21 protein-coding genes are annotated in these 21032 nt (G+C 61.0%); 5 read left to right on the top strand and 16 right to left on the bottom strand.

The annotated features are described in order from the left end of the window. Positions 1–57 precede the first annotated feature (57 nt). The 7 genes from AAEO81_RS11065 to AAEO81_RS11035 form a co-directional block, all read right to left on the bottom strand. Entirely contained in the window at positions 58–897 is an 840-nt protein-coding gene (locus AAEO81_RS11065; protein WP_341963635.1) for an amino acid ABC transporter ATP-binding protein, read from the bottom strand. Beyond that, complete coding sequence (locus AAEO81_RS11060; protein WP_341963634.1) at positions 884–1672, bottom strand: amino acid ABC transporter permease; 789 nt, start codon at positions 1670–1672, stop codon at positions 884–886. The genes AAEO81_RS11065 and AAEO81_RS11060 overlap by 14 nt, the downstream gene beginning before the upstream one ends. After that, positions 1662–2396 carry an amino acid ABC transporter permease gene (locus tag AAEO81_RS11055; protein ID WP_341963632.1) on the bottom strand — a complete coding sequence of 245 codons (735 nt, stop codon included), beginning with the start codon at positions 2394–2396 and terminating at the stop codon, positions 1662–1664. The genes AAEO81_RS11060 and AAEO81_RS11055 overlap by 11 nt, the downstream gene beginning before the upstream one ends. Continuing rightward, complete coding sequence (locus AAEO81_RS11050) at positions 2393–3610, bottom strand: aminotransferase class I/II-fold pyridoxal phosphate-dependent enzyme (protein WP_341963631.1); 1218 nt, start codon at positions 3608–3610, stop codon at positions 2393–2395. Before AAEO81_RS11050 ends, AAEO81_RS11055 begins: the two co-directional genes overlap by 4 nt. After that, positions 3607–5046, bottom strand: a complete 1440-nt coding sequence (locus AAEO81_RS11045) for an FAD-binding oxidoreductase (protein ID WP_341963630.1) — start codon at positions 5044–5046, stop codon at positions 3607–3609. Before AAEO81_RS11045 ends, AAEO81_RS11050 begins: the two co-directional genes overlap by 4 nt. A 12-nt stretch (positions 5047–5058) precedes the next feature. Then, positions 5059–5853 carry a transporter substrate-binding domain-containing protein gene (locus AAEO81_RS11040; RefSeq protein WP_256665170.1) on the bottom strand — a complete coding sequence of 265 codons (795 nt, stop codon included), beginning with the start codon at positions 5851–5853 and terminating at the stop codon, positions 5059–5061. An 80-nt stretch (positions 5854–5933) separates the two neighbouring features. Next, positions 5934–6776, bottom strand: a complete 843-nt coding sequence (locus AAEO81_RS11035) for a transporter substrate-binding domain-containing protein (protein ID WP_341963628.1) — start codon at positions 6774–6776, stop codon at positions 5934–5936. 374 nt (positions 6777–7150) lie between these two features. Between AAEO81_RS11035 and AAEO81_RS11030 the strand changes: the two genes are divergently transcribed. Beyond that, entirely contained in the window at positions 7151–8011 is an 861-nt protein-coding gene (locus AAEO81_RS11030) for a LysR substrate-binding domain-containing protein (RefSeq protein WP_341963627.1), read from the top strand. 171 nt (positions 8012–8182) lie between these two features. Here the strand turns inward: AAEO81_RS11030 and AAEO81_RS11025 are convergent, their stop codons facing one another. From AAEO81_RS11025 to AAEO81_RS11015, 3 genes are all read right to left on the bottom strand, one after another. Next, a complete protein-coding gene (locus AAEO81_RS11025; RefSeq protein ID WP_341963625.1) occupies positions 8183–8908 on the bottom strand; it encodes an alpha/beta fold hydrolase in 726 nt (241 codons plus the stop codon). A 142-nt stretch (positions 8909–9050) separates the two neighbouring features. Continuing rightward, the gene (locus tag AAEO81_RS11020; RefSeq protein ID WP_341963622.1) at positions 9051–9923 is read right to left on the bottom strand and encodes an SDR family oxidoreductase; all 873 of its coding nucleotides are present in this window, start codon (positions 9921–9923) and stop codon (positions 9051–9053) included. A gap of 34 nt (positions 9924–9957) precedes the next feature. Beyond that, positions 9958–10710 (bottom strand): SDR family oxidoreductase, encoded by a 753-nt coding sequence (locus tag AAEO81_RS11015; RefSeq protein WP_341963620.1) that lies wholly within the window; start codon positions 10708–10710, stop codon positions 9958–9960. Positions 10711–10814: 104 nt separating this feature from the next. Here AAEO81_RS11015 and AAEO81_RS11010 point away from each other — a divergent pair, with 104 nt between their 5' ends. After that, positions 10815–11408 carry a TetR/AcrR family transcriptional regulator gene (locus tag AAEO81_RS11010; RefSeq protein ID WP_341963619.1) on the top strand — a complete coding sequence of 198 codons (594 nt, stop codon included), beginning with the start codon at positions 10815–10817 and terminating at the stop codon, positions 11406–11408. Positions 11409–11557: 149 nt separating this feature from the next. Here AAEO81_RS11010 and AAEO81_RS11005 read toward each other — a convergent pair whose 3' ends face one another. Further along, entirely contained in the window at positions 11558–12883 is a 1326-nt protein-coding gene (locus AAEO81_RS11005; RefSeq protein ID WP_341963617.1) for an LLM class flavin-dependent oxidoreductase, read from the bottom strand. A 15-nt stretch (positions 12884–12898) separates the two neighbouring features. Beyond that, entirely contained in the window at positions 12899–13846 is a 948-nt protein-coding gene (locus AAEO81_RS11000; RefSeq protein WP_341963615.1) for an aliphatic sulfonate ABC transporter substrate-binding protein, read from the bottom strand. Positions 13847–14064: 218 nt separating this feature from the next. Here AAEO81_RS11000 and AAEO81_RS10995 point away from each other — a divergent pair, with 218 nt between their 5' ends. Beyond that, the gene (locus AAEO81_RS10995; protein WP_341963613.1) at positions 14065–14514 is read left to right on the top strand and encodes a hemerythrin domain-containing protein; all 450 of its coding nucleotides are present in this window, start codon (positions 14065–14067) and stop codon (positions 14512–14514) included. Positions 14515–14613: 99 nt separating this feature from the next. On the opposite strand, the gene AAEO81_RS10990 is transcribed toward AAEO81_RS10995, so the two are convergent. From AAEO81_RS10990 to AAEO81_RS10975, 4 genes are all read right to left on the bottom strand, one after another. After that, the gene (locus AAEO81_RS10990) at positions 14614–17268 is read right to left on the bottom strand and encodes a DUF3616 domain-containing protein (RefSeq protein WP_341963611.1); all 2655 of its coding nucleotides are present in this window, start codon (positions 17266–17268) and stop codon (positions 14614–14616) included. Between the two features lie 132 nt (positions 17269–17400). Further along, complete coding sequence (locus AAEO81_RS10985) at positions 17401–18399, bottom strand: bile acid:sodium symporter family protein (RefSeq protein ID WP_166594877.1); 999 nt, start codon at positions 18397–18399, stop codon at positions 17401–17403. A 109-nt stretch (positions 18400–18508) separates the two neighbouring features. After that, the gene (locus AAEO81_RS10980; RefSeq protein ID WP_341963608.1) at positions 18509–18751 is read right to left on the bottom strand and encodes a hypothetical protein; all 243 of its coding nucleotides are present in this window, start codon (positions 18749–18751) and stop codon (positions 18509–18511) included. Positions 18752–18927: 176 nt separating this feature from the next. After that, a complete protein-coding gene (locus AAEO81_RS10975; protein ID WP_341963606.1) occupies positions 18928–20106 on the bottom strand; it encodes a diguanylate cyclase in 1179 nt (392 codons plus the stop codon). Positions 20107–20367: 261 nt separating this feature from the next. On the opposite strand from AAEO81_RS10975, the gene AAEO81_RS10970 reads away from it, so the two are divergent. Both AAEO81_RS10970 and AAEO81_RS10965 read left to right on the top strand, forming a co-directional pair. Then, positions 20368–20691 (top strand): type II toxin-antitoxin system RelB/DinJ family antitoxin, encoded by a 324-nt coding sequence (locus AAEO81_RS10970; RefSeq protein ID WP_341963604.1) that lies wholly within the window; start codon positions 20368–20370, stop codon positions 20689–20691. After that, the gene (locus AAEO81_RS10965; RefSeq protein WP_341963602.1) at positions 20624–20959 is read left to right on the top strand and encodes a type II toxin-antitoxin system YafQ family toxin; all 336 of its coding nucleotides are present in this window, start codon (positions 20624–20626) and stop codon (positions 20957–20959) included. The genes AAEO81_RS10970 and AAEO81_RS10965 overlap by 68 nt, the downstream gene beginning before the upstream one ends. The last annotated feature ends 73 nt before the right edge of the window (positions 20960–21032 follow it).

Here is a 21032-nt window from a genome sequence, read left to right as displayed (position 1 = left end):
GCGAGCAAGCTCACTCCTACAGGGTATACGGTGGCCTTAGAGGTGATGCGTACCTTGCTAAACCGACAGGCTGTACCGGCTGATATTGCTCAACAGAAACGGGTCCCCGCTGGCCACCGGACGACGTCCGGCATCGCCCAGGGCATGGCGCAAAAAGGTCTGGGTGCGCTCGCTGGTGGGGCGCTGGAAAATCTGTTCGGCGCTGCCGTGCTCGACGATCAGACCGTTCTCGGTGAAATACACCACGTCGCTGATGTCCTCGGCGAAGCGCATCTCGTGGGTCACCAGCACGCACGTCATGCCCTCTTCGGTCAGCTCGCGAATCACCGTTAACACTTCGCCCACGGTTTCCGGGTCCAGCGCGGACGTTACTTCATCGAACAGAATCAGTTCGGGTCGCATCGCCAGTGCGCGGGCGATCGCCACCCGCTGCTGCTGGCCGCCGGACAACTGCCCCGGATACGCATCGGCCTTATGCTCCATGCGCACTTTAGCAAGCAAGGCGCGGGCTTCTTTTTCGGCGTCTACCGAGTTGCGTCCTAGCACTTTGCGCGGCGCAATGACGAGGTTCTCTAACACCGACAGGTGCGGGAACAGGTTGTACTGCTGAAACACGAACCCCACGCGCTTGCGCAATTCGATGCGCTGCGCCTCGTTGGCCAGCGTGTGCACCTCGGTGTCGCCGACCCGGATCGTGCCGCGCTGGGGCTGCAACAAGCCGGTGATGCAGCGCAGGATCGTCGACTTGCCCGAGCCCGACGGGCCGATGATCGACACCGCCTGGCCGCGCTGCACGTCGAGGTCGATGCCCTTGAGCACGCGGTTGCTGCCGAACGACAGATGGATGTCGCGCAGGCTGATCAAGGGTTGCTCGGCGCGCGTTTCAGGAGAAGGCATAACGTCGCTCCAGGAATTGAGTGAGTCGGGAAATCGGGTAGCAATAGGCGAAGAACAGCGCCAGCACACTGAAGTAAATCAGCACCGTAAAGCCCGTGCGGTTGACCGTGTTGCTGGCGATCTGTGCGGTGTCGATCAGGTCATGGACACCGACCAGAGAAGCGAGCGCGGTGCCCATGGTGATCACCGCGTAGAGGTTCATCCACGGCGGCAGCATGCGCTTGAAGCACTGCGGCAGGATGATCGAGCGGAAGATCTGCCCACGGGTGAAGGCCAGCGAACGCGAGGCTTCCCACTGGGTGCTGGGGATCGAGCCGATGGCCCCGCGAAAGATTTCCGCGACGTTGGCGCTGGCAGGCAACGCCAGGCCGATGGTGACTTTCACCCAGTCAGGAAAGGCGATCCACGATTTGCCGATGTGCAGCTCGAACGGGAACACGTAGGTGGTGAAATAGATCAGCACCAGCCACGGCGCGTTACGAAAGAGCTGCACCCAGATCCGCGCAGGCAGCCGCGTGATCCACAGCGGCGACGCGCCCAGCGCGCCGATCAACAAGCCCAATACCGAGCCGATGGCAATGGCCAACAGGCTAATCAAAATGTTCTGCCCGAAGCCCACGGCCAGTGCGGGCGACCACTCGTATAGCGCGGCGAACACCGGGCTTTCGGGTGCGCCGAAGATCAGGAACGCCAAGAGCGCAGCAACGATAACGAGCGTGCCCGGATGACGACGGGGCCAGGACAACGGCAGGCTTGCGGACGATTCAATGGCCATAACCGGGCATCCTCAATTTGGCTTCGAGGGCACGGCCCACACAGTTGACGATGAAGCTGAGCAGGCCGAAAAACGTCAGCAGCAGGATCATCAGTTCCAGCACGTTGTCGCTCTGGGTCCAGATCATGATCGAGGCGTAGGTGATGTCGCCCACAGCAATGGCCGAAGCCACGGCGGTCATCTTCACCAGATCGATCAGGTTGTTGATCAGCGACGGCAAAGCGAAGCGCAGGGCCAGCGGCAGTTGTACATTCCACAGCAACTGACGACTGCTGAACGCCAGGGAGCTCGCGGCCTCCAGCGTCACGGCGGGCACCGCTTCGATCCCGGCGCGCAGGGCTTCGGCGTGAAACGCGCCCTTGTGCAGCGAGATCACGATCACCACCCAGGCGAACGGCGTCAGCGGGTTGGCCGCGCCCACGGCCTGGGTCAAGAGCATGTTCAACACCAAGAACGCGCAGTACAGCTGCACCAGCGTCGGCGTGTTGCGAGTGATTTCGATGAACACTCGCGCAGGCTTGGCCAGATACGGCTTGCCGCTGGTCAGCATGGCCGCCAGACCGACACCGGCCAGCAGGCTGCCGATGATGGTGAACAGGCACAGCAGCACGGTGGTCAGCGCGCCGTTCACCATCGAACCGCGCTGATACGCGTCCAGCAGAAAGCTGTAGTTCAGGCCGAACTTCGCTGCCCACTGCACGAAGAGCTCCAGCCAATGACTCATGCAAGGGCCTCGACACGCAGCTGTGCGCAGGCATCGGCGATCCGGCGCCCGGCTTCGATCACGCTGCTGGTGGCGGTGGCGATGGACAGGCGGAACCACGGCGACAGCCCGTACGCGCTGCCCGCCACGCCTGCGACGCCCTGCTCCAGCAGGTAATCCACCACGTCGCCGTCATCCTTCAGGCGCTGGCCATCAGGACGAATGCGCCCCAGCAAACCGGCGCAGCGCACGAAGACGAAAAAGCCGCCTTCCGGCGTGAGCACCTCCAGCCCGTCCCCCTCGCTCAGCGACGCGACCAAGAGATCACGACGCTGCTGATAGGCCTGCACCTGCTCCGGCAGAAACGCCAGCCCGCCTTCGAACGCCGCCAGCGCAGCCGCCTGGCCGACCGACGAGGCGCCGGACGTCGATTGCGACTGAATCACCGTCATGGCGCTGGTCAGTTCCTTGGGACCGGCACCAAAGCCGATGCGCCAGCCGGTCATGGCGTAGGTCTTCGAAACCCCGCCCACCAGCAAGGTACGGGATTGCAGATCGGGCGCGACGTTAAGCAGGCTCAGCGCTGGATTGCCGTCGAAGCGAATGTGTTCGTAAAGCTCATCCAGCAACACCAGCACCTGGGGATAACGGCGCAGCACCTCGGCCAGCGCCAGCAGTTCCGCCTCGCTGTACACCGCGCCGCTGGGGTTGCCGGGGCCGTTGAGAATCAGCCAGCGGGTGCGCGCATTGATGCTGTTTTCCAGCTGTTGCGGGGTCAGTTTGCAGCCCTGTTCAAGGCCGCATTCGATGAACAGCGGCTCGCCACCGTTGACCCGCACGATGTCCGGAAATGACGGCCAGTACGGCACCGGTACCAGCACTTCATCGCCTTCATCCAGGGTCGAAGCGAAAGCGTTGAAGATGATCTGTTTGGCGCCGTTGCCGACCACGATCGAGGGCAGTGCATAATCCAGACGGTTCTCGCGCTGAAGTTTGCGCTGAATGGCCTCACGCAGTTTCTTCACGCCGGGGGTCGGGGTGTACTTGGTGGCGCCGCCGTCGATGGCTTTGTAAGCCGCCTGTTTGATGTGCTCGGGGGTGTCGAAATCCGGCTCGCCGGTGGTCAGGTCGAGGATGTCGCGACCGGCATCACGCAGCTCGGTGGCGCGGGACTTAGCGGCGGCGTTGGCAGACAGGGAAACGCGCTGCACGCGTCGGGACAGACGAACGCTCATGAAGGATTACTCTCGCTGTCGATGGGGATCAGAACCTTGCCCGGGTTGAGCAAATTGAGGGGGTCGAGGGCCTGCTTGACGCGGCGCATCAGGTCCAGTTCGACGCTGCTTTTGTAGCGCGGCAGCATCGCCCGCTTGCGCTGGCCAATGCCGTGCTCGGCGCTGATCGAGCCGCCGAAGGCGTGGGCGCTGTCGTGCACCAGTTCGCTCAGTTCGGCGTAACGCGCCATGTGCGCCTCCACCGTGGAGTTCAAGGGATGGGCGACGTTGTAATGCAGGTTGCCGTCACCCAGATGGCCGAAGGTGAAGTTGCGCACGCCAGGAAAATGCTGTTGCAGCAAGGCGTCGGTGTGCTCGACGAACTCAACGATGCGCGAGATCGGGATCGAGATGTCGTGCTTCATGTTGCGACCAGCCCGACGTTGCGCATCGCTCATGTTCTCGCGCAGCAGCCACAACGCCTCGCTTTGGGCCAGGCTTTCAGCGATCAGCGCATCGGCCAGCAGCCCTTCTTCGAAGGCGCTGCCCAACACTTCTTCAAACGCTTGCCGCGCATGGGCTTCACTGTGGTTATCCGACAGCTCCAGCAAGGCGAACCAGGGCTGCGGCGCATCGACGAAGGCTTGCGGGCCGTCGGGGAACTGCTCGCGCAACAGCGTCAGGCAATCGGCGGTCAGCAATTCGAACGCCGTCAGGCTTGCGCCAAAACCGGCACGGGCGTGAGAGAGAAAACTCACCGCCTGAGCCAGTGAATCGAACGCCAGAAACGCCGTGGACTGGGCCTTGGGCAGCGGGAACAGTTTCAGGGTCGCAGCAGTAATGATGCCGAGTGTGCCTTCGCTGCCGATGTACAGATCGCGCAGGTCATAGCCGGTGTTGTCTTTGCGCAGGCCGCGCAGACCGTTCCAGATTTCGCCCTCGGCGGTCACCACCTCCAGCCCCAGGGTCAGCTCGCGGGTGTTGCCGTAGCGCAGCACCGCTGTGCCGCCCGCGTTGGTCCCCAGGTTGCCGCCAAGGGTGCAACTGCCTTCCGCGCCGAGGCTCAACGGGAACAACCGCCCGGCCTTGCGCGCCACGTCCTGGACGTTTTGCAGAATACAGCCTGCCTCGACCGTCAGGGTGTCGTTGTCAGTGTCGATGTCACGTACGCGATTGAGCCGGTCCAGAAGCAGCAGCACCGAACGGCCACTGGCATCGGGCGTTGCAGCGCCCATCAGCCCGGTGTTGCCGCCCTGCACCACAATCGGCGCTGTACGGGCGACACAGGCCCGCACCACCGCCGCCACTTCTTCGGTATTGGCCGGGCGCACCACGGCCAGTGCCTTGCCGACGTACGTGCCCTGTTTGTCGGTCAGTTGCGTGGTCGAGTCGGTGCCCGGCTGCACGTAGTCGGCGCCGATCAGTCTTTGCAAGGTCTGGAACAGGTCGCTGCTCATGGCAAGCCTCGGTTATTGCGCAGCCAGTGGCGCGGCATTGCGGAATTGCTCATGCATGTCGCGCAGGGCTTGGGACGGGGCCATGCCGGTGCGTTGACCGACGTCGATCAGCCAGCCGCTGCGGTGCCAGTCGCGGATGATCGCGTCGATTTTCGCCTGGGTGTCGTGCTCGCCCTTGCGCACCCAGATCACCGATTTCGACGGGATCAGGTCGTTGGCGAGCGGGATGTTGTAATCGGCCCATTCCGGGTCATCCAGCAGCGCGTGCATGGTCGGGCTGACGTGAACGGCAGCGACGCAACCGTTGCCGCGCAGGGACAGCAGCGATTCGGACTGGCTGCGGAACGCCTTGATCTCGGCGCCGTAGGTCTCCTGCAACGGCTTGATGAAGTTGCTGCCTTGGGACACGCAGACCGGCTTGCCCTTGAGGTCTTCCCACGTGGCGATGCCCGCGCCTTTGCGGATCAGCGCGGCGCCGCCGACTTCTTCGTACGGCGTCGGGGCGTAGTCGAGAATCCCGGCGCGCTCGTCGGTGTACTGCATGTTGGCGATCAGGATGTCGACCTTGCCCTGTTGCAAGAACTGCACGCGGTTGGGCGCCAGGACGGACACGGTTTCCAGGTCCACGCCCAGCTTCTGAGCGATGCCCTTGGCCAGCTCGACGTTATAGCCCAGGTGTTCGCCGGTTTTCGGGTCGATGGTGCCGAACGGCGGGCCGCTGAGGATCACGCCGATGCTGATTTTGTGGCGCTGCTGGATCTTGTCCAGCGTCGCATCGGCGTGGGCCAGGGTGGCCGCCATCGCCATGCCGATCGAGAGGCCGAGGGCGGTCAGGGTCTTGCCGAAAGTACGCGTGCTCATAACCAATGCCTTGAAAGGGAAACGACTCAGGCGCCTGTGGCCTGGAACTTGTCATGCAGCTCGACCAGTGCTGGCGAGGCCGGGGTGATGTGGTGGCGCTTCTCGCCTTCGATCAGCCAGCCCGTGCGGTGCCACCCTTTGACGAAGGTGTCGAGTTTGGCCTGGGTATCGGTCTCGCCCGGGCGGGTCCAGATCACTGACGGGGCCGGGTTCAACTCCGGGGCGATGGCGCGGTAGTCCTTCCATTCAGGGCTGTCGGCGATCAGTGGATTGATCAGCGTGGCGTCGTGCACAGCGGCGACGCAATTGTTGCCGCGCAGGGCCAGCAGGGATTCGGAGGAGCTTTTGAACGCTTTGAGTTCAGCGCCGTATTCGGTCAGCGGCTTGACGTAGCTGCTGCCTTGAGAGGTGCAGACCGGCTGGCCCTTGAGGTCTTCCCAGCGGGTGATCTTGCTGTCTTTGAGCACCGCAGCCGTGCCGCCAACGCGGTAGAACGGCGTTGGCACGAAACCCAGTTGCTGGCCGCGCTCGGCGGTCCATTCCATGTTGGCGATCAGCAAATCGACCTTGCCCTGCTGCAGAAACTGCACGCGGTTGGCAGGCAGCACCGGCACCAGCTCGACCTCAACGCCCAGTTGACGCCCAATGTCTTCGGCCATGTCGACGTTCAAGCCCTTGGGTTTCTGGTTACTCGGGTCAATGGAGCCGAACGGGCCGCCCGACAGCAACACCCCGACCACCACCCGGTGGCGCTGCTCGATCTTGTCCAGCGTGGCGTCGGCGTGAACGGCAAAACTGGCGCCGAGGGCGGCGACCGCACCGACGAACAAGGGAAGCAAACGGGTAATGGGCGAGCGCGTGTACGGCATGGATGTCCCCTCAAGATGGTCAGCGGCTGGGCACTTGTGTCAGCGCCTCGTCATGGGCTGCATCCTAGGGAGGGGAACGCCGCAACGGAAATTCAAATATCAAATATGGTTATAACTTTCTGGTTTTGGTTGTTAACCAGGAACGGCATAAGCACGTATTCATTGAGCGTAGCGAGGTGTTTCGCGATGAAGACTTTCAAAAGTCATAAAAGAACGTAATGTATTACGCATTCCGATTGATGTAACACAGGCCGTTGTGGGAGCCGGCTTGCTGGCGAAGACGTCATGTCAATCTCATCACCGTTGAATGACACACCGCCTTCGCCAGCAAGCCGGCTCCCACAAGGGATCGCACTTCGACCCGATTACCGAGAATGCCCATGTCCGACACCCTCGACCTCGAACTGCTGCGCACTTTCGTCGCGGTGGTCGATCACCACAGCTTCGCCGGGGCCGGTGCGCAGTTGTCGCGCACGCAATCGTCGGTGACCCAACACATGCAACGGCTGGAGCAGCAGATCGGCGTCAATCTGTTTCAGAAGCAGGGTCGGCAAAAGCAACTGACCGAACCCGGTCGCCAGTTGCTTCGTCATGCCCGGCAGATGCTCTCGCTCAACGACGACGCCCTCAATTCACTGCGTGAAAGCAGCCTCAGTGGCGTGCTGCGCATCGGCTCGCCCCACGACATCGCCGACACCATTCTGCCGCCGATCCTCAGCCACATCGCCCGTTCCGCGCCGAAACTGCGGCTGGAAATCGACGTGGGCCGCAGTCCGTTTCTGATGGACGACTTGCATCGCGGCAAGGTGGACATGGTGATCTCGACCCGCGAAGACCCCGCCCTGGAAGGCTTTGCGCTCAGGACTTCGCCGGTGTGGTGGATCTGTTCGGCGCAGTACCAGCATGTGCCGAGCGAGCCGATTCCGCTGATTCTGGTGGATGAGCCGAGCATCTATAGGCGCTACGCCATTGAAGCACTGGAGCGCGCAAACATCGCGTGGCGACAGGCGTACCTGGCGTCGAATCTGATCGGCATCAAGGCCGCAACCCGCGCAGGGCTGGGGGTGACGGCGCGCAGCATGGAAATGCTCGGCCCGGACATGCGTGTGCTGGGGGAAGCCGACGGGCTGCCGAGAATGCCCGACGTGACGTATCACCTGTGGATTCGGCCCAACACCGTGAACCCGCTGGCGCGGCGGGCCTATGAGTTGATTCGGGGGAGTCAGGGGTTGTAGCCAAATTATCCACAGCGTGCCTGTGGGAGTGAGCCTGCTCGCGATGGCTGAGTGTCTGACACATCAACTGTGACTGACTGTACGCCATCGCGAGCAAGCTCACCTCACTCCTACAGGTAGCATGCAATTCAAGATCGCCACCGCCGGCAAGCCGTGCTGCTACAGATGTCATCAATGGGCGGTCAACACCCCCTCAATCCACCGTTTCAAATCCGCCACCTCAGCCGAGGTGATGGTGTGCCCTGCCCCGGCGTAGGCATGAAACTCCGGATTGATCAGCAGATTCTCCAGCACCGTCTGCGCTTCAGTGGCGCCCGAGTACGGCACGCGGGTGTCGGCAGCGCCGTGGCCGATGAACACTTTCAGCGGCTTGAGGCGGTCGTCGGGTTTGAGCCGTGCATTGAGTGCGGAAAGTATCTTGCCGCTCAACGGCGCGATGCCCCGCACCAGTTCAGGGTGTTGCAAGCCGATTTGATAACTCATCATCGCGCCCTGGCTGAAGCCCACCAGAATCACTTTGTTCGGCTGCGTACCGTATTTTTTGGTCGCCTGCTCGATGAACGTCCGGAGCGAGTCAGTGCTCTTGTCCACGTCGCTGGTCACGCCTTCGTACTCGGCCTGATCGGTGTCCTGGGTGAACCACTTGTAGCCACCGCCATCAACCTCCCCCGGCGCACGCACTGACAGGTAGGTGCAGTCCGCCGACAGGTCGTCCTTGATCCCGAACAGGTCGCGTTCGTCGCTACCGTAGCCGTGCAGGAAGATGATCAGGGGTTTGTCTTTGGAATCGGCGGGGGCCGCTGCGAGGTACGGCAGGGCCAGGTCGGTGAGCAACGCGGGTTCGGCATGGGCGAAGCCTGTGAACACACAGAGCAACGCGGCGAAAAACTTCATCATTGAAAACGGGCCCTTTCAGAAAAACGTCGGGCCCATCATACGCAGCATGATCGAGATGTCAGCCCGTCATCGACGGGGAGAAGCTGTCGGGTTGCTGTCTGAACGGCAAATCCCTGTGGAATTCGGGCTGACAAACAGGGCGTCAGTTCACGCCATACGCGGCGCGCAGGTATTCCCGGTAGCCCACAGGCTTGCGCCCGATCAGACGCTCCAGATCGCCGCTCACCTCCGCGAACTCACCGTGAGCCACGGCCATTTCCCACTGCGCCTGAAACTCGGCGACCGCAGGCGGAAGACCCGCGTCGATCAGATCGGCCACGAACTGATCGGCTGACACCGGCGAATAAACCACCGGCTCATCGTGAAGCGCCGACAACTCCGTGGCTATCTCACGAAAAGACACGGCTTCGGAGGCGCCGAGGGTGTAGATCGCGTTCTCATGTCCCGCCTGAGTCAGCACAACCGCGTTGGCCTCGGCCAAGTCCCCACGAGTCACCAGTGCGCCTTTGCCTTCGCCTTCGACAACGTGCACGCCCTTGCTCAGCACGTCTTCACCCAACAAAAAGCCCAGCGCTTCAAAGTACAGCCCGTTACGCAAGATCGTGTAGTTCAGACCGCTGTCCTTCAACGCTTGCTCCGTCGCGATGTCAGATTCGGTGACGCCGTCGATGTTGAACGACGATCCGGGCTTGCGCTGGATGGAGGTGTAGACCACGTGCCTGACGCCCGCTGCTTTCGCGGCCTCGATCACATTCACATGCTGGGCAAGGCGGTCGGTGAACGCCACCGCAGAGACCAACAGCAGCGCATCGATGCCCTGGAATGCCGACAGCAGCGAGGCGCGGTCCTGATAATCGCCCTGGCGCACTTCGACGCCCTGATCCCGCAGATGGGCCACCCTGGACCCGTCCCGCACCAGCGCAACCACCCGGTCAGCGCTGACCCTGTGCAACAAGGCCTGCACTGTCAAACCGCCCAAAGCACCGGTAGCGCCGGTGACCAATATCTTGCTCATGAGTGAACGCCTGTGAGTGAACGAAGGAATGACGTCATATCTGGCCCCAACCACCGTCGACCGGGATGTCCGCACCGTTGATGTAGCTGGCACCGTCCGAGGCCAGGAACAGCGCGACCTTGGCGATTTCGTCCGGCTGCCCGACGCGACCGGCAGGAATCAGCGAGCCGAAGTGTTCGAACATCGCCTTCGCTCCGGCAGCATCTGGCGCCGCACCGGCAAGGCCCGGGGTTTCAATAGCGCCGGGGCTGATGGCGTTAACGCGAATATGACGATCCTTGAGGTCCATCATCCAGCTACGCGCCAGGTTGCGAATGGCGGCCTTGGTCGCCGCGTACAGGCTGTTACCGGCCATGCCTTTGCTCGCCACGACCGAGGAGGTCAGCAGGATCACGCCGCCATCGACCAACAGCGGCAAGGCTTTTTGCACGGTGAAGACCAGGCCTTTGACATTGATGTCGAACAGTCGGTCTGCCGAACCTTCGGTGATTTCGCCCAATGCGCCGCGTTCGAGAATCCCCGCGTTGGCGAACACCACGTCGAGCTTGCCCTTGCGCGATTTGATCTCGGCAAACACGCGATCCAGATCGCCGAGCTTCGAAGAGTCGGCCTGCACGGCCACCACGTCGCCGCCGATTTCGGCCACTGCCTTGTCCAGTTCTTCCTGACGCCGTCCGGTAATGAACACGCTGGCGCCCTCCCCCGCGAAACGCTTGGCAGTCGCCAGCCCCAGACCGGAACTGCCGCCAGTAATGATCGCCACCTTGCCTGCCATTGATTGACCCATGCTGCACCTCGTCGTCGTAATGTAGTGATCGATAAATTACGAGGGCTTTGCATTCAGGGTCAAGCTTTAAATAGAATGATCGCTAAATTACAGGAGGCCCTCTAATGGCCAGACCGCGAAAATTCGACGAACACGAGGTGCTGGATCGGGCCATGGAGGTGTTCTGGCAACTGGGCTACGACGGCGCCTCGATGGCCGAGTTGACCAAGGCGATGAACCTGAACGCACCCAGTATTTATTTTGCGTTCGGCAGCAAACGCGGGTTGTTCGATGCGGTGCTCGAACACTACGACCTGCATCGCGAGCATTACCGGGACAGTATCCTCGACGCAGCGACGGCGCGGGAAGCGGCTGAACGGTTTCTGTTCGGTGGGATCGAGTGGCTGACCGCCAGCGACGAGCCGCCGGGGTGTTTGCTGGTACAGGCAGGACTGGCCACCAGCGCGGCCAGCGACATTCCGGCCACGCTGGCCTGTCGCCGGGGTCGCATCGTGGCGTTCATGAGTGAGCGCTTCGAGCAGGGCCAGCTCAAGGGCAACCTGTCGAAAGAGGCGGATGTACAGGCGCTGGCGCGTTACATGTTGATGATCTTCAACGGGCTATGCGTGCAGGCCGCTGCCGGCAGTTCTCGGGAAGAACTGGAAGCCGACGCCCGACGCGCGATGATGGGCTGGCCGGATCAGCCTGTCGTGCAGTGATCCGGCTTCGCTTCGAGTGACCTTTTTGTGTCAAGTCGCCAGTCGGCGAATTGGTGGGTCAGCCGATACATCTCTGTCGCCTGACCCACCTTTCGCGAATGAATTCGCTCCTAGAGTCGAGGGTTGCATCACCAGGGAGACTCCAGACGTCAATCCTCCAGCGCGGAGAGCCCCAGATGCTCACGCAACGTCGAACCTTCGTACGCGGTGCGGAACAACCCTTTGCGCTGCAAATGCGGGATCACGCTTTCGACGAATTCGCTGAATGACCCCGGCAGGTAGGCCGGGGAAATCACGAAGCCGTCGCAACCGCCTTGGGTGAACATCTCGGCCAGTTGATCGGCAATCTGCGCCCCCGTGCCTACCAGTTGCGGTACCCGCACGCTGCTGGCAAAAATTCGGCCCAGTTCTTCGAGCGTGGTGTCGGCGCCCTGCATCAGCAGTTTTTCCGCCGCTGCCGGGTGAATCGACGGCGCTTTGGCGATTTCCGCCAGGGTGGCCGACAGTGGAAACGGCGACAGATCAACGTTCAACTGCGACGCGAGGGTCACCAGCCCCAGTTCCGGCCGCGCCAACGCATTGTGTTTGTCGCGTTTGGCCCGCGCTTCGGCCTCGGTGCCGCCAATGAACGGCATCACCGCCGTCAGCACCTTGCAGCTGTCGGCGCTGCGCCCCTGCTGCACGACTTGCCCGCGCACGTCTTCGCGGAACGCCTGCATGGCCTTGAGGTGCGGATGGATAGTAAAAATCGCCTCGGCCCAACGGGCACCGAAACGACGTCCTCGCCCCGACGACCCCGCCTGAATCAGCACCGGCCGACCTTGAGGCGTGCGCGGAATATTGAGCGGACCTTCGACCTTGAACCACTCGCCGTGATGCTGCACTGACGTGATTTTGTCCGGATCGGCCAACACGCCGTTTTCCCGGTCCAGCTTCAATGCACCCGGCGCCCAGCTGCGCCAGAGCTTCAGCGCGACCTCCACGAACTCGTCGGCACGGTCGTAGCGCAGGTCGTGTTCCAGGTGCTTGTCCTTGCCGAACAGGCGCCCTTCGCTGTCGTTCATCGAGGTCACAATGTTCCACGCCGCCCGGCCTTTGGACAGGTGATCAAGGGTCGCGAACTCTCGGGCGATGTGCGCGGGTTCGAAGTAAGTGGTCGAACGCGTGGCGCCCAAGCCCAGCTTGCTCGTCTGCCCGACCAGATAAGACAGGATCGGCAACGGATCGAGGCGCGTGGCGTCCTGTGCGCCGTAACGCAGCGCCAAGTCGCGCGACCCGCCCATTTGATCGCCCACTGCCAGCCGGTCGGCGAAGAACAGGAAGTCGAACAGGCCTTCCTCTACGACGCGAGCGGTGCGTGCGTAGTACTCAGGGTCGAGGTAATTGCCAAGGGTTTCCGGATGACGCCAGGCCGCGTGGCTGTGAATGACCGGCCCGGTCAGCAGGAACGCAGAGAGGTGAATGTGGCGACTCATGAACGCGCTCCTGTCTTATTCGGATTTGGCTTTCGGAACCCACACCGCGATGTCGGAAATCTTCAGCGGTTTCGGGATCAGCTTGGCTTCGTAGTAGTAATCGGCGATGCGCTGCTGCTCGGCCAACTGGTCGATCTTGACGGGCACGATGTCGTAACTGCGGCGGCTGTTGGCCAGTTCCACGGTTTCCGTCGGGATGTTGCCCCACAGCGGCGCGAGGTTTTTCGCGGCTTCCTGGGGATGGCCTTTGACCCACTGCCCGGCGTCGTGAAGCGTGTCGAACACCACTTGCAACACCTCCGGATGAGCCTTGGCAAAACTCGTATTGGCGACATAGAAACGGTTGTAGTTGGCGACATCGTGGGTCCCGTCGGCGAGCACCCGAACATGGTGTTCACGTTGTTGCGTCGCCAGGAACGGGTCCCAGATGGCCCACGCATCGACGTTGCCGCTGGAGAATGCCGCCACGCCATCCGGCGCTTCCAGGTAGACCGGCTTGATATCCGCCAGGGTCAAACCGGCTTTCTTCAACGCCGAGATCAGCAGAAAATTACTGCCCGACCCTTTCGAAACCGCCACGCTTTTGCCCTTCAGGTCAGCGACGCTATGAATCGGCGAACTGTCCTGAACGATGATTGCCTGCGCAGTCGGCGAAGGATTCTCACGCGCGTAATAGGTCAACGGCGTGTTCGCCGCTTGCGTGAACAAGGCGAAGGCATCGGCGACGTCGGCGTGCAGATCGACACTCCCCGCGTTCATCGCGCTCAACAACCCGCTGCTGAACTCATGCCAGTCGACGGTAAAACCCAGCGGCTTGAGACGCTGTTCGAGCTGGCCGTCGTTCTTCAGTAACAGCCAGAGTGTCGAGGAACGCTGGTAGCCGATGCTGATGACTTGATCGGCATGGGCTGTGACAGTCGCCAGCAGCAAAGCGGCGGCAACGAAAAGTGTGCGAACGGACATGGCGATCCTTGAGAGGCGGTGATCGGGACGCTCAGATCTGAAAAGCATGAGCGCAGCGGAATAAAGTCGTTTTGATTATAAAAAATGCTGAGAATTATGAAAGAAACGTATGGATCTAAGCTTATGCCCCGCGCACCGGATCACCTCGGTTGAACGCTCGTTCATGGACGGAGGTCTAGCACTAAGTACTGACCCCCGTATCCATTGAGGACGACACCGTGAACATCTTCGAAGCCCTGAGAGAAAGCCACGACCGCCAACGCGGCTATGCGGACGCCCTGATCAAGACTCACGGTGACAGCAAAGAGCGTGTGGAAGCCTATGAGAAGCTCAAGGCCGAACTGCATGCCCACGAAACAGCCGAAGAGCGCTTCTTCTATATACCGCTCATGCAGGAGGAGAACGGCGTCGATCCAAGCCGCCACGCCATCTCCGAGCATCACGAGATGGATGAAATGATGGAGGAGCTGGACGAAACCGACATGGCCAGTCCGGCCTGGCTGGTCACCGCCAAAAAGCTCGCGGAGAAGGTGCACCATCATCTCAAGGAGGAAGAACACAAGTTCTTCCAGATCGCGGGCAAGCTGCTGGACGACAAGCAGAAAGAGTCGTTGGCGGGGAAATATCAGAAGGAATATAAGACTCAGCTGGAAGAGGAACAGGGCTGACGCCGGTATTCCATCCCATGCCATTCCTGTGGGAAACGCCGGAGATCATGACCTCCGGAATCTCCCACAGGTTCAGTGCCAATCAGGCTCCTGTGTGAATCACAAAGCCGATGCGTCGGACTGAACGCCCAGTGTTCCGGTCTGGACGATAGGCACATAGCCTGGTGAACCGACGGAAGAAGCGCTGTTGGCTTCCGGGACCGAACCGAGCTGGCCTGCGACTGCACCGAAGTAATGCGGATTGGACGTCGAGACGCCGTCCCACACCGCGGAAGCCGTGGCGGTACTGCCGTACGCTGCACCTGCGTGCTGATTCGCGGTGTAGGTGTTGGTCGCGGTGGAGGTCGCGATGACCGTTCCATCGCTGGCCGTAATCGCATTCGGGCTGTAGTTGAACGCCGTCGCCACGTTACCGTTGGCGTCGAACAGAATCACCGCATCCTGCTTGCCCAGACCTGGGCCATCGATCCCGATCACATTGCTTGCAGTGGTCAGGTTCCACACCGTTTTGAAGTTATCGAACTGGGTTGCATCCACCGACACCACCAACGTTTTGCCTGCCTCCAGCGTCAGGTTGGCGGGCAGCGCTTTTGCACTGCTAAACAGGTGTGCATCGTCGGTCATCTTCCAGCCGCTGAGGTCGATGGTCGTCGTGCCGTAGTTATAGATTTCGAAGAAATCGCCGCCCACGGCATTAGAGTTCACTTCTGAGATCAGGACGTCGTAATGCGGCACTGTGCCGGTGGTGAAGTCGATGGTCTTGGCGGGCAGTTCATTGCCGGAATGGTCGGTGACCGCGTTGTCGTTGAGCACCAGTTTGTATCCGGTCGTATAGCTCAGCTTGTTGGTCGGCTGCAGGGTGATGGTGTTGTAGTCGACCTTGACACCCGCATCGCCCGCCTTGAAGGTCTGCACCACGACATCGTTCGCATCTTTCAACTCGATGGTGCCCGTGCCGAACGCCACGCCTTCGTCGAAAGTCAGCGACAGCGTGCTGCTCACCGCCACGCCGGTGCTGTCGTCAGCCGGAGAGGCCGTGACCAGCGTCGGCGGGGTGTGGTCCACCACGGGCGAACCGAGGGTGATGATGTTGCCCTTGAACTGCTGATCCGCCGGGTCCAGGTCCTTCGACACAGCAGTTTGCCCTGCCCAGATCGTGTCGCCGTTGTCTTGCAGCAGTTGAATCTGGGTGCCGGGCTTGATGCTGGCAGGCGAAACGATGGATTCGAAGCTGCCGCCTGTTGCCTTCAACAGCGCATCAAGGTTGTTGTCTAGCTCGACCGGTGCATCCTCAGCCTTGCCGTCCCAGGTGTATAACCGGAAATCGTTGGTCACCGCGTCAGTCGCACCGCCCGACGGGCCTGCGATGATCAGGTAGCCGCTGCCATCTTTCGCCTTGTCGATGGAACGAATGCCGCGACCGCCAAGGTTGAGTTCAATGGCCTCACCGAACGTTGGCGTGACGTTGGGATCGACCAGCAAGGCCTTGTAGTTGGTTACAGGCACGATCAACGCTTTGTCGCGGGTGACGGTGTCGGTTTGTGGCGCTCGGAAACCCAGCCACAGCTCGGAATCGTCTATCGAGGTGGTCATGCCTTCGATCGAGAATCCGTTGGTGTTTTCCGGCGCAAGACCTGCGCCCGACGATGCGGCGAACCCGAAATAACCTGGGGTTTTGCCGTTCGCACCATCGTTGTCCCATGCCACCAAATCGGCTTCGAAGCCAGTGTACTTGCCTTGGTATTCGAATTTCGTCGCCGCGCCCGTGCCGGTTACTTTCACACTGAACAAGATTTCACGGCTGTCGGCATCGAGCCCTTTCTTGGTGTTGCTGTGGGAACCGGTGACATAAAGGATATCGCCGACCATCGTCAACGCTTCCATGTCGACTTCATCGGTGCTGCCGGTGACCTGGCTGTAATCCCACTCCACCAGGGCGTCGCCACCTGCACGGTCGTAAACCCGCAGCACGTTGGACTCGTCATCGCCCACGATCATGTATTTGCTGTCCAGCGCGACGGCGCCGGACGCATCGGAGGAACCGAGCTGGCTACCGCTTTTAGGCGTGAAGATGGCCTCGGTCGGTGTTGTTGGCGTCGTAGGGGGAGTCGGCGCCGTACCGCCGGTGGTGATCAGCGTGTTGGCCGTGTCTTTGATCAACTCGATCGGCGACTTGCCGCTCTGATTCTGGACGATGCTCTGCACTTCGGCTTCCGACGGCGAGCGGCCCAGCAGGCCGTTGTAGGTCAAGACGATCTGGGCTTTCACGCCTGTGGTGGTCTGGCTTTCCTGGGAACCGCTCACCGACGCCAGCAGTTGGTCACGGCTCAAGCCGTTGGCGAGTTGCTCGGCCCAGTAGTTCAGACCGGCTGCATCCGGGGTGCGGCCAAGCGCGTGTTGGTAGAGTGAGGTGACAAATGCGGTGTTGTCGGCGCTGGCTGTCTGGGCGAATTCCTGGGACTGCGTGAACGCTTGGGCAATGTTGCCCAGGCTCAATCCACTTTTCTGAGCGCTCACCCAATATTGCAGGCCCGCTGCATCCGGCGCGCGACCAAACGCCGTGAAATACAAATTGACGATCGGCGCGACGTTGGTGGCGGCTTCGTTGGACAGTGTGAAGGCTGATACCACGTCAGCCACGGTTTCTGCTCCGCTCTCGATACGCCCGACCCAATAAGCGACTTCGCTGCTGGAGCCGTCGCGGCCGAGAATATTTTTATAGAAGGAAGTAATCGTTTCGAGGGTGGTAGCCATGAGAAGACGTCCGCAGTGATATCAAAATGAACCGGGACGTTAACAACTGAGGTTTACCAAAATGTTTCAGCGCAGATACGGGGGTGTAACAGGACGCAACAAAGCATCCTGCTTTCATCGTTCATGACAGATTCAAGGATCGACCCGCGCCATCATCTCTGGCACCGACTCGTGGCGCTTGGCATAACGCTGGGCGAGCACCGCGCAGACCATCAACTGAATCTGGTGGAATAACATCAACGGCAGAATCAACACGCCAATGGTGCTGCCCGCAAACAGCACCTGGGCCATCGGCACGCCCGTGGCCAAACTCTTCTTCGAGCCACAGAACAGAATGGTGATGCGGTCTTCGATGCTGAAACCGAAGAGTTTGCCCAGCAGCGTCGAGATCATCAGCACCAGTGCCAGCACCACGCAGCACACGATCACTAATCCCGCCAAGTCCCAGACCGGGATCTTGTGCCAGATGCCTTCGTTCACGGCCTCACTGAATGCGCCGTACACCACCAACAGAATCGAACCCTGATCGACGTATTTCAGCCAGGCCTTGTTGCGCCCGACCCATTCGCCGATCCAGCGACGAGCGATCTGACCGGCCACGAACGGCAGCAGCAACTGAATGCTGATCTTCACAATCGCATCGACGGTGGAACCGCCATCGCCGTGCACGTTCAGCAGCAACGTGACCAACAACGGTGTGATGAAAATCCCGAAGAGGCTGGACGCCGCTGCGCTGCAGATCGCCGCGGGGACATTGCCCCGCGCCAGGGAGGTGAAGGCAATCGCCGATTGCACGGTGGCCGGCAGCGCACAGAGATACAGGATGCCCATGTACAGGTCTTTGCCAATCAGCGGCGACAGCACTGGCTTGAGCGCCAGACCGAGCAGGGGAAACACCACGAAGGTCAGGCTGAACACCAGCAGGTGCAAGCGCCAATGCCCGGCGCCCGCAATGATCGACTCTCGGGACAGCTTGGCGCCGTGCAGGAAGAACAACAGCGCGATGGCGATGTTGGTGAGCCAGCCAAACCCCACCGCAACCTGGCCGGTGGCGGGGAGAAAACTGGCAATGATCACCACCGCCACGAGGGTCAGGGTGAAGTTGTCGGGTAGGAAACGGGGGCGGCTCATGGGCGAAATCCGGTCATGGCAAGGACAGTGTTGCGACTCTACGCCCTTGCTTCAGTGCCAGCTAACGCCAATAAGCCCATGAATAGCGCTCAACGGACAGCGTGGATGATCAGGACAAACCGCCTTCAATCACACGCAGTACCGTCACGCGACGCTTTCCCGGCGCATGACTGATCATTTCATTCAGCGCGGCTTGCCACTTGTGGACGTCTTTTTCCTTGGAAGGCGCCATCAATTGCTCCCAACCCATCGCGTCCTGCGCCACACCCTGCGCGCTGGAACCCTCAGTCATACGTTCACGCTTCAACAGATTTGCTGCAATTTCCGAGAGGGTACTCAAGGCTGGCTCCATGACACGCTCATCGGGGAGCGCGTCGATACATTAAGTGCGGGATGGGCGCAGACGGTCACAACGTCAAAATTCGGATGTCGCGACGCCCTGCTCCCTCTCTACAGCAATGTTCAGACCACAAGCAGGGGGCAGCGCTCAAGATTCAGACAGGAGACATTTTTGCGCTCAAGTGCGCGTCAGAGCGTCTGCAACGGGGCTTCACCCGGCTGGGTCCGGTTCACCAGGCGAAGGCTGTCGCGCCCTCCACGCTTGGATTCGTACAGCGCCGCATCGCCCTGCTCGATCAAGGCCGCGAGGCTCGCCGGGGGGTGGTCGAACAGGCTGGCGCCGATGCTCAAGGTCACGGCTTCCGGGGTCGCGAACGACTGCGCCGCTGCCTCGTGAAAGCGCCCGCGCAGCGTATTGCCGAGTTCGACGATCCGCTCGGGGGACGTGTCGCTCAACAGGATCACGAACTCGTCGCCGCCCAACCGGGCCGCCAGCGCACCGTTAGGCAGGACTGAGCGAATCATCTCGCTGAGCACGATCAGCAAACGGTCGCCCGCCATGTGACCAAACTGGTCATTGACTGACTTGAAGTGGTCGATGTCGATCAGCAGCAGCGCGCCCGGTCTTGATGGCGACACATCTTCCAGCAGACGCGGCGCCCGGACTTCGAGCGCGCGCCGGTTGTACAGGGCCGTCAGCGGGTCGCGGGCGGCCAGGCGCTCGATGCGTTTCTCCCGGCGATAGCGCTCGGAGCCGGTCATCGACAGCGCGATCAGCATGATCGCCATCGCCCCTTCCACCAACGAAATCTGGATGATTTCCCCACGAAACGCCGCGAGGTCGATCAACGTGCCTGGCACCGCCCCGGTGATCGCCTTGGCCAGATAAAACAAGCCATGCCCCAGCAGCACGTACCGCAATTGCCCGGCGCCGACGCTCAGGGATTTGCCGTGGGGCCGAAGCAAGGCGCTGGCCTTGAACATCATCAGCGCCACCAGCGACGAGTTCACCGAGAGCATGGTTTTCGACCACCACGGCCCTTCCGGCAGCAGCAACATCGCCACCCACACGGCGAATATCGCGTACCAGCCCCGCGACAGTCGGCCCTCCGTAAAACGCACGACGCCCAGCAAAAACAGCCAGTGCGCCGTCACCAACAAGCCGTTGGCGAACCAGATGCCGATCAGGAGAATGCCGCTGCTGCGCAGCAAGGCCAGGGTCGAGCCAATCGTGATCGTCGCGAATCCGGCACTCCAGAACAGCAACGACGGCTCCCGTACATGCCGCCACTCCACCGCCAGGTAAAGCGCCGCCGCCGCAGCGAGGGCGATCGAAAGGGTCAACATCGTGATGGGATCGAGCGCCATAAACTGCCTGGTCTGAAGGGGTGCTGTGTGAGGGCGCGATTGTAAGCGTTTGGGGCGGGTTTTCAGAGCGGTGAAATCATATTGCCATGACCAACGGTTAATCGGCGGACGAGCGACACGCCGCGATCACGGTCGAGTTCTCATTTTGCAGCAACGTCGTCACTTGAAATCTAAAGTTCGGTTGCACGGCAAGGCCAAGGAGCGAATAATCTGCGAACGCGTAGCAACAACGTAGCTACATTTTTCTACAAGGTAATCACTATGGCCGCATTACTAAAGAACACCGATGTGCGCTGCCGCATTGACGAGGAGTTGAAAGAACGGGTAACCGCCGTATTGAGCGCGTGCGGGTTGACCATCAGCGAGGCCATGCGGCTGTTTCTGCTTCAGGTGGTCGAAACCCAAGGGCTGCCGTTCGACATACGTGCGCCTTCGGAAAAAACCGCGCGGGCACTGACTCAAGCACGTGAAATGCAAAGCCGTTTCGATTCGATGGACAAGTTGTTAGAGGACCTGGATGGCAACGAAGCCCCCAAAACACGCAGGAAGCAAAGCCGCCCACTCAAAGCGCGCCCCACTCCCTAAACGGGTCGACTACACAACAGAATTCAAAAAGTCTTGGGACCGCCATAACCGGGCAGGTCGAAGCAACATGAAAGCGATGCGGGAGGTGATGAAGTTGATCTGGATCGGCGACCCACTGCCAGCCGAATACCTTGATCACGAACTCAGAGGCGAATGGGAGGGCACCCGCGAATGTCATGTTGGCGGTGACTTCTTACTGATCTACCAAGCAACTGAACGGGAAGTGATATTCGTGGACATGGGCACTCATGCCGAGTTGTTCAGATGACCTGAAACCCCGCCATCGATCTTCGCTCTCCCCAAAAAAAGCCCCGCCCGTCGGGGCTTTGCCTTGTTCAGGC

Source organism: Pseudomonas sp. RC10, from assembly GCF_038397775.1.
GTDB classification, from domain to species: Bacteria; Pseudomonadota; Gammaproteobacteria; order Pseudomonadales; family Pseudomonadaceae; genus Aquipseudomonas; species Aquipseudomonas bambusae.
The sequence above is the reverse complement of the archived record's forward strand: the minus strand, read 5'-3'. Positions and strand labels throughout refer to the sequence as shown.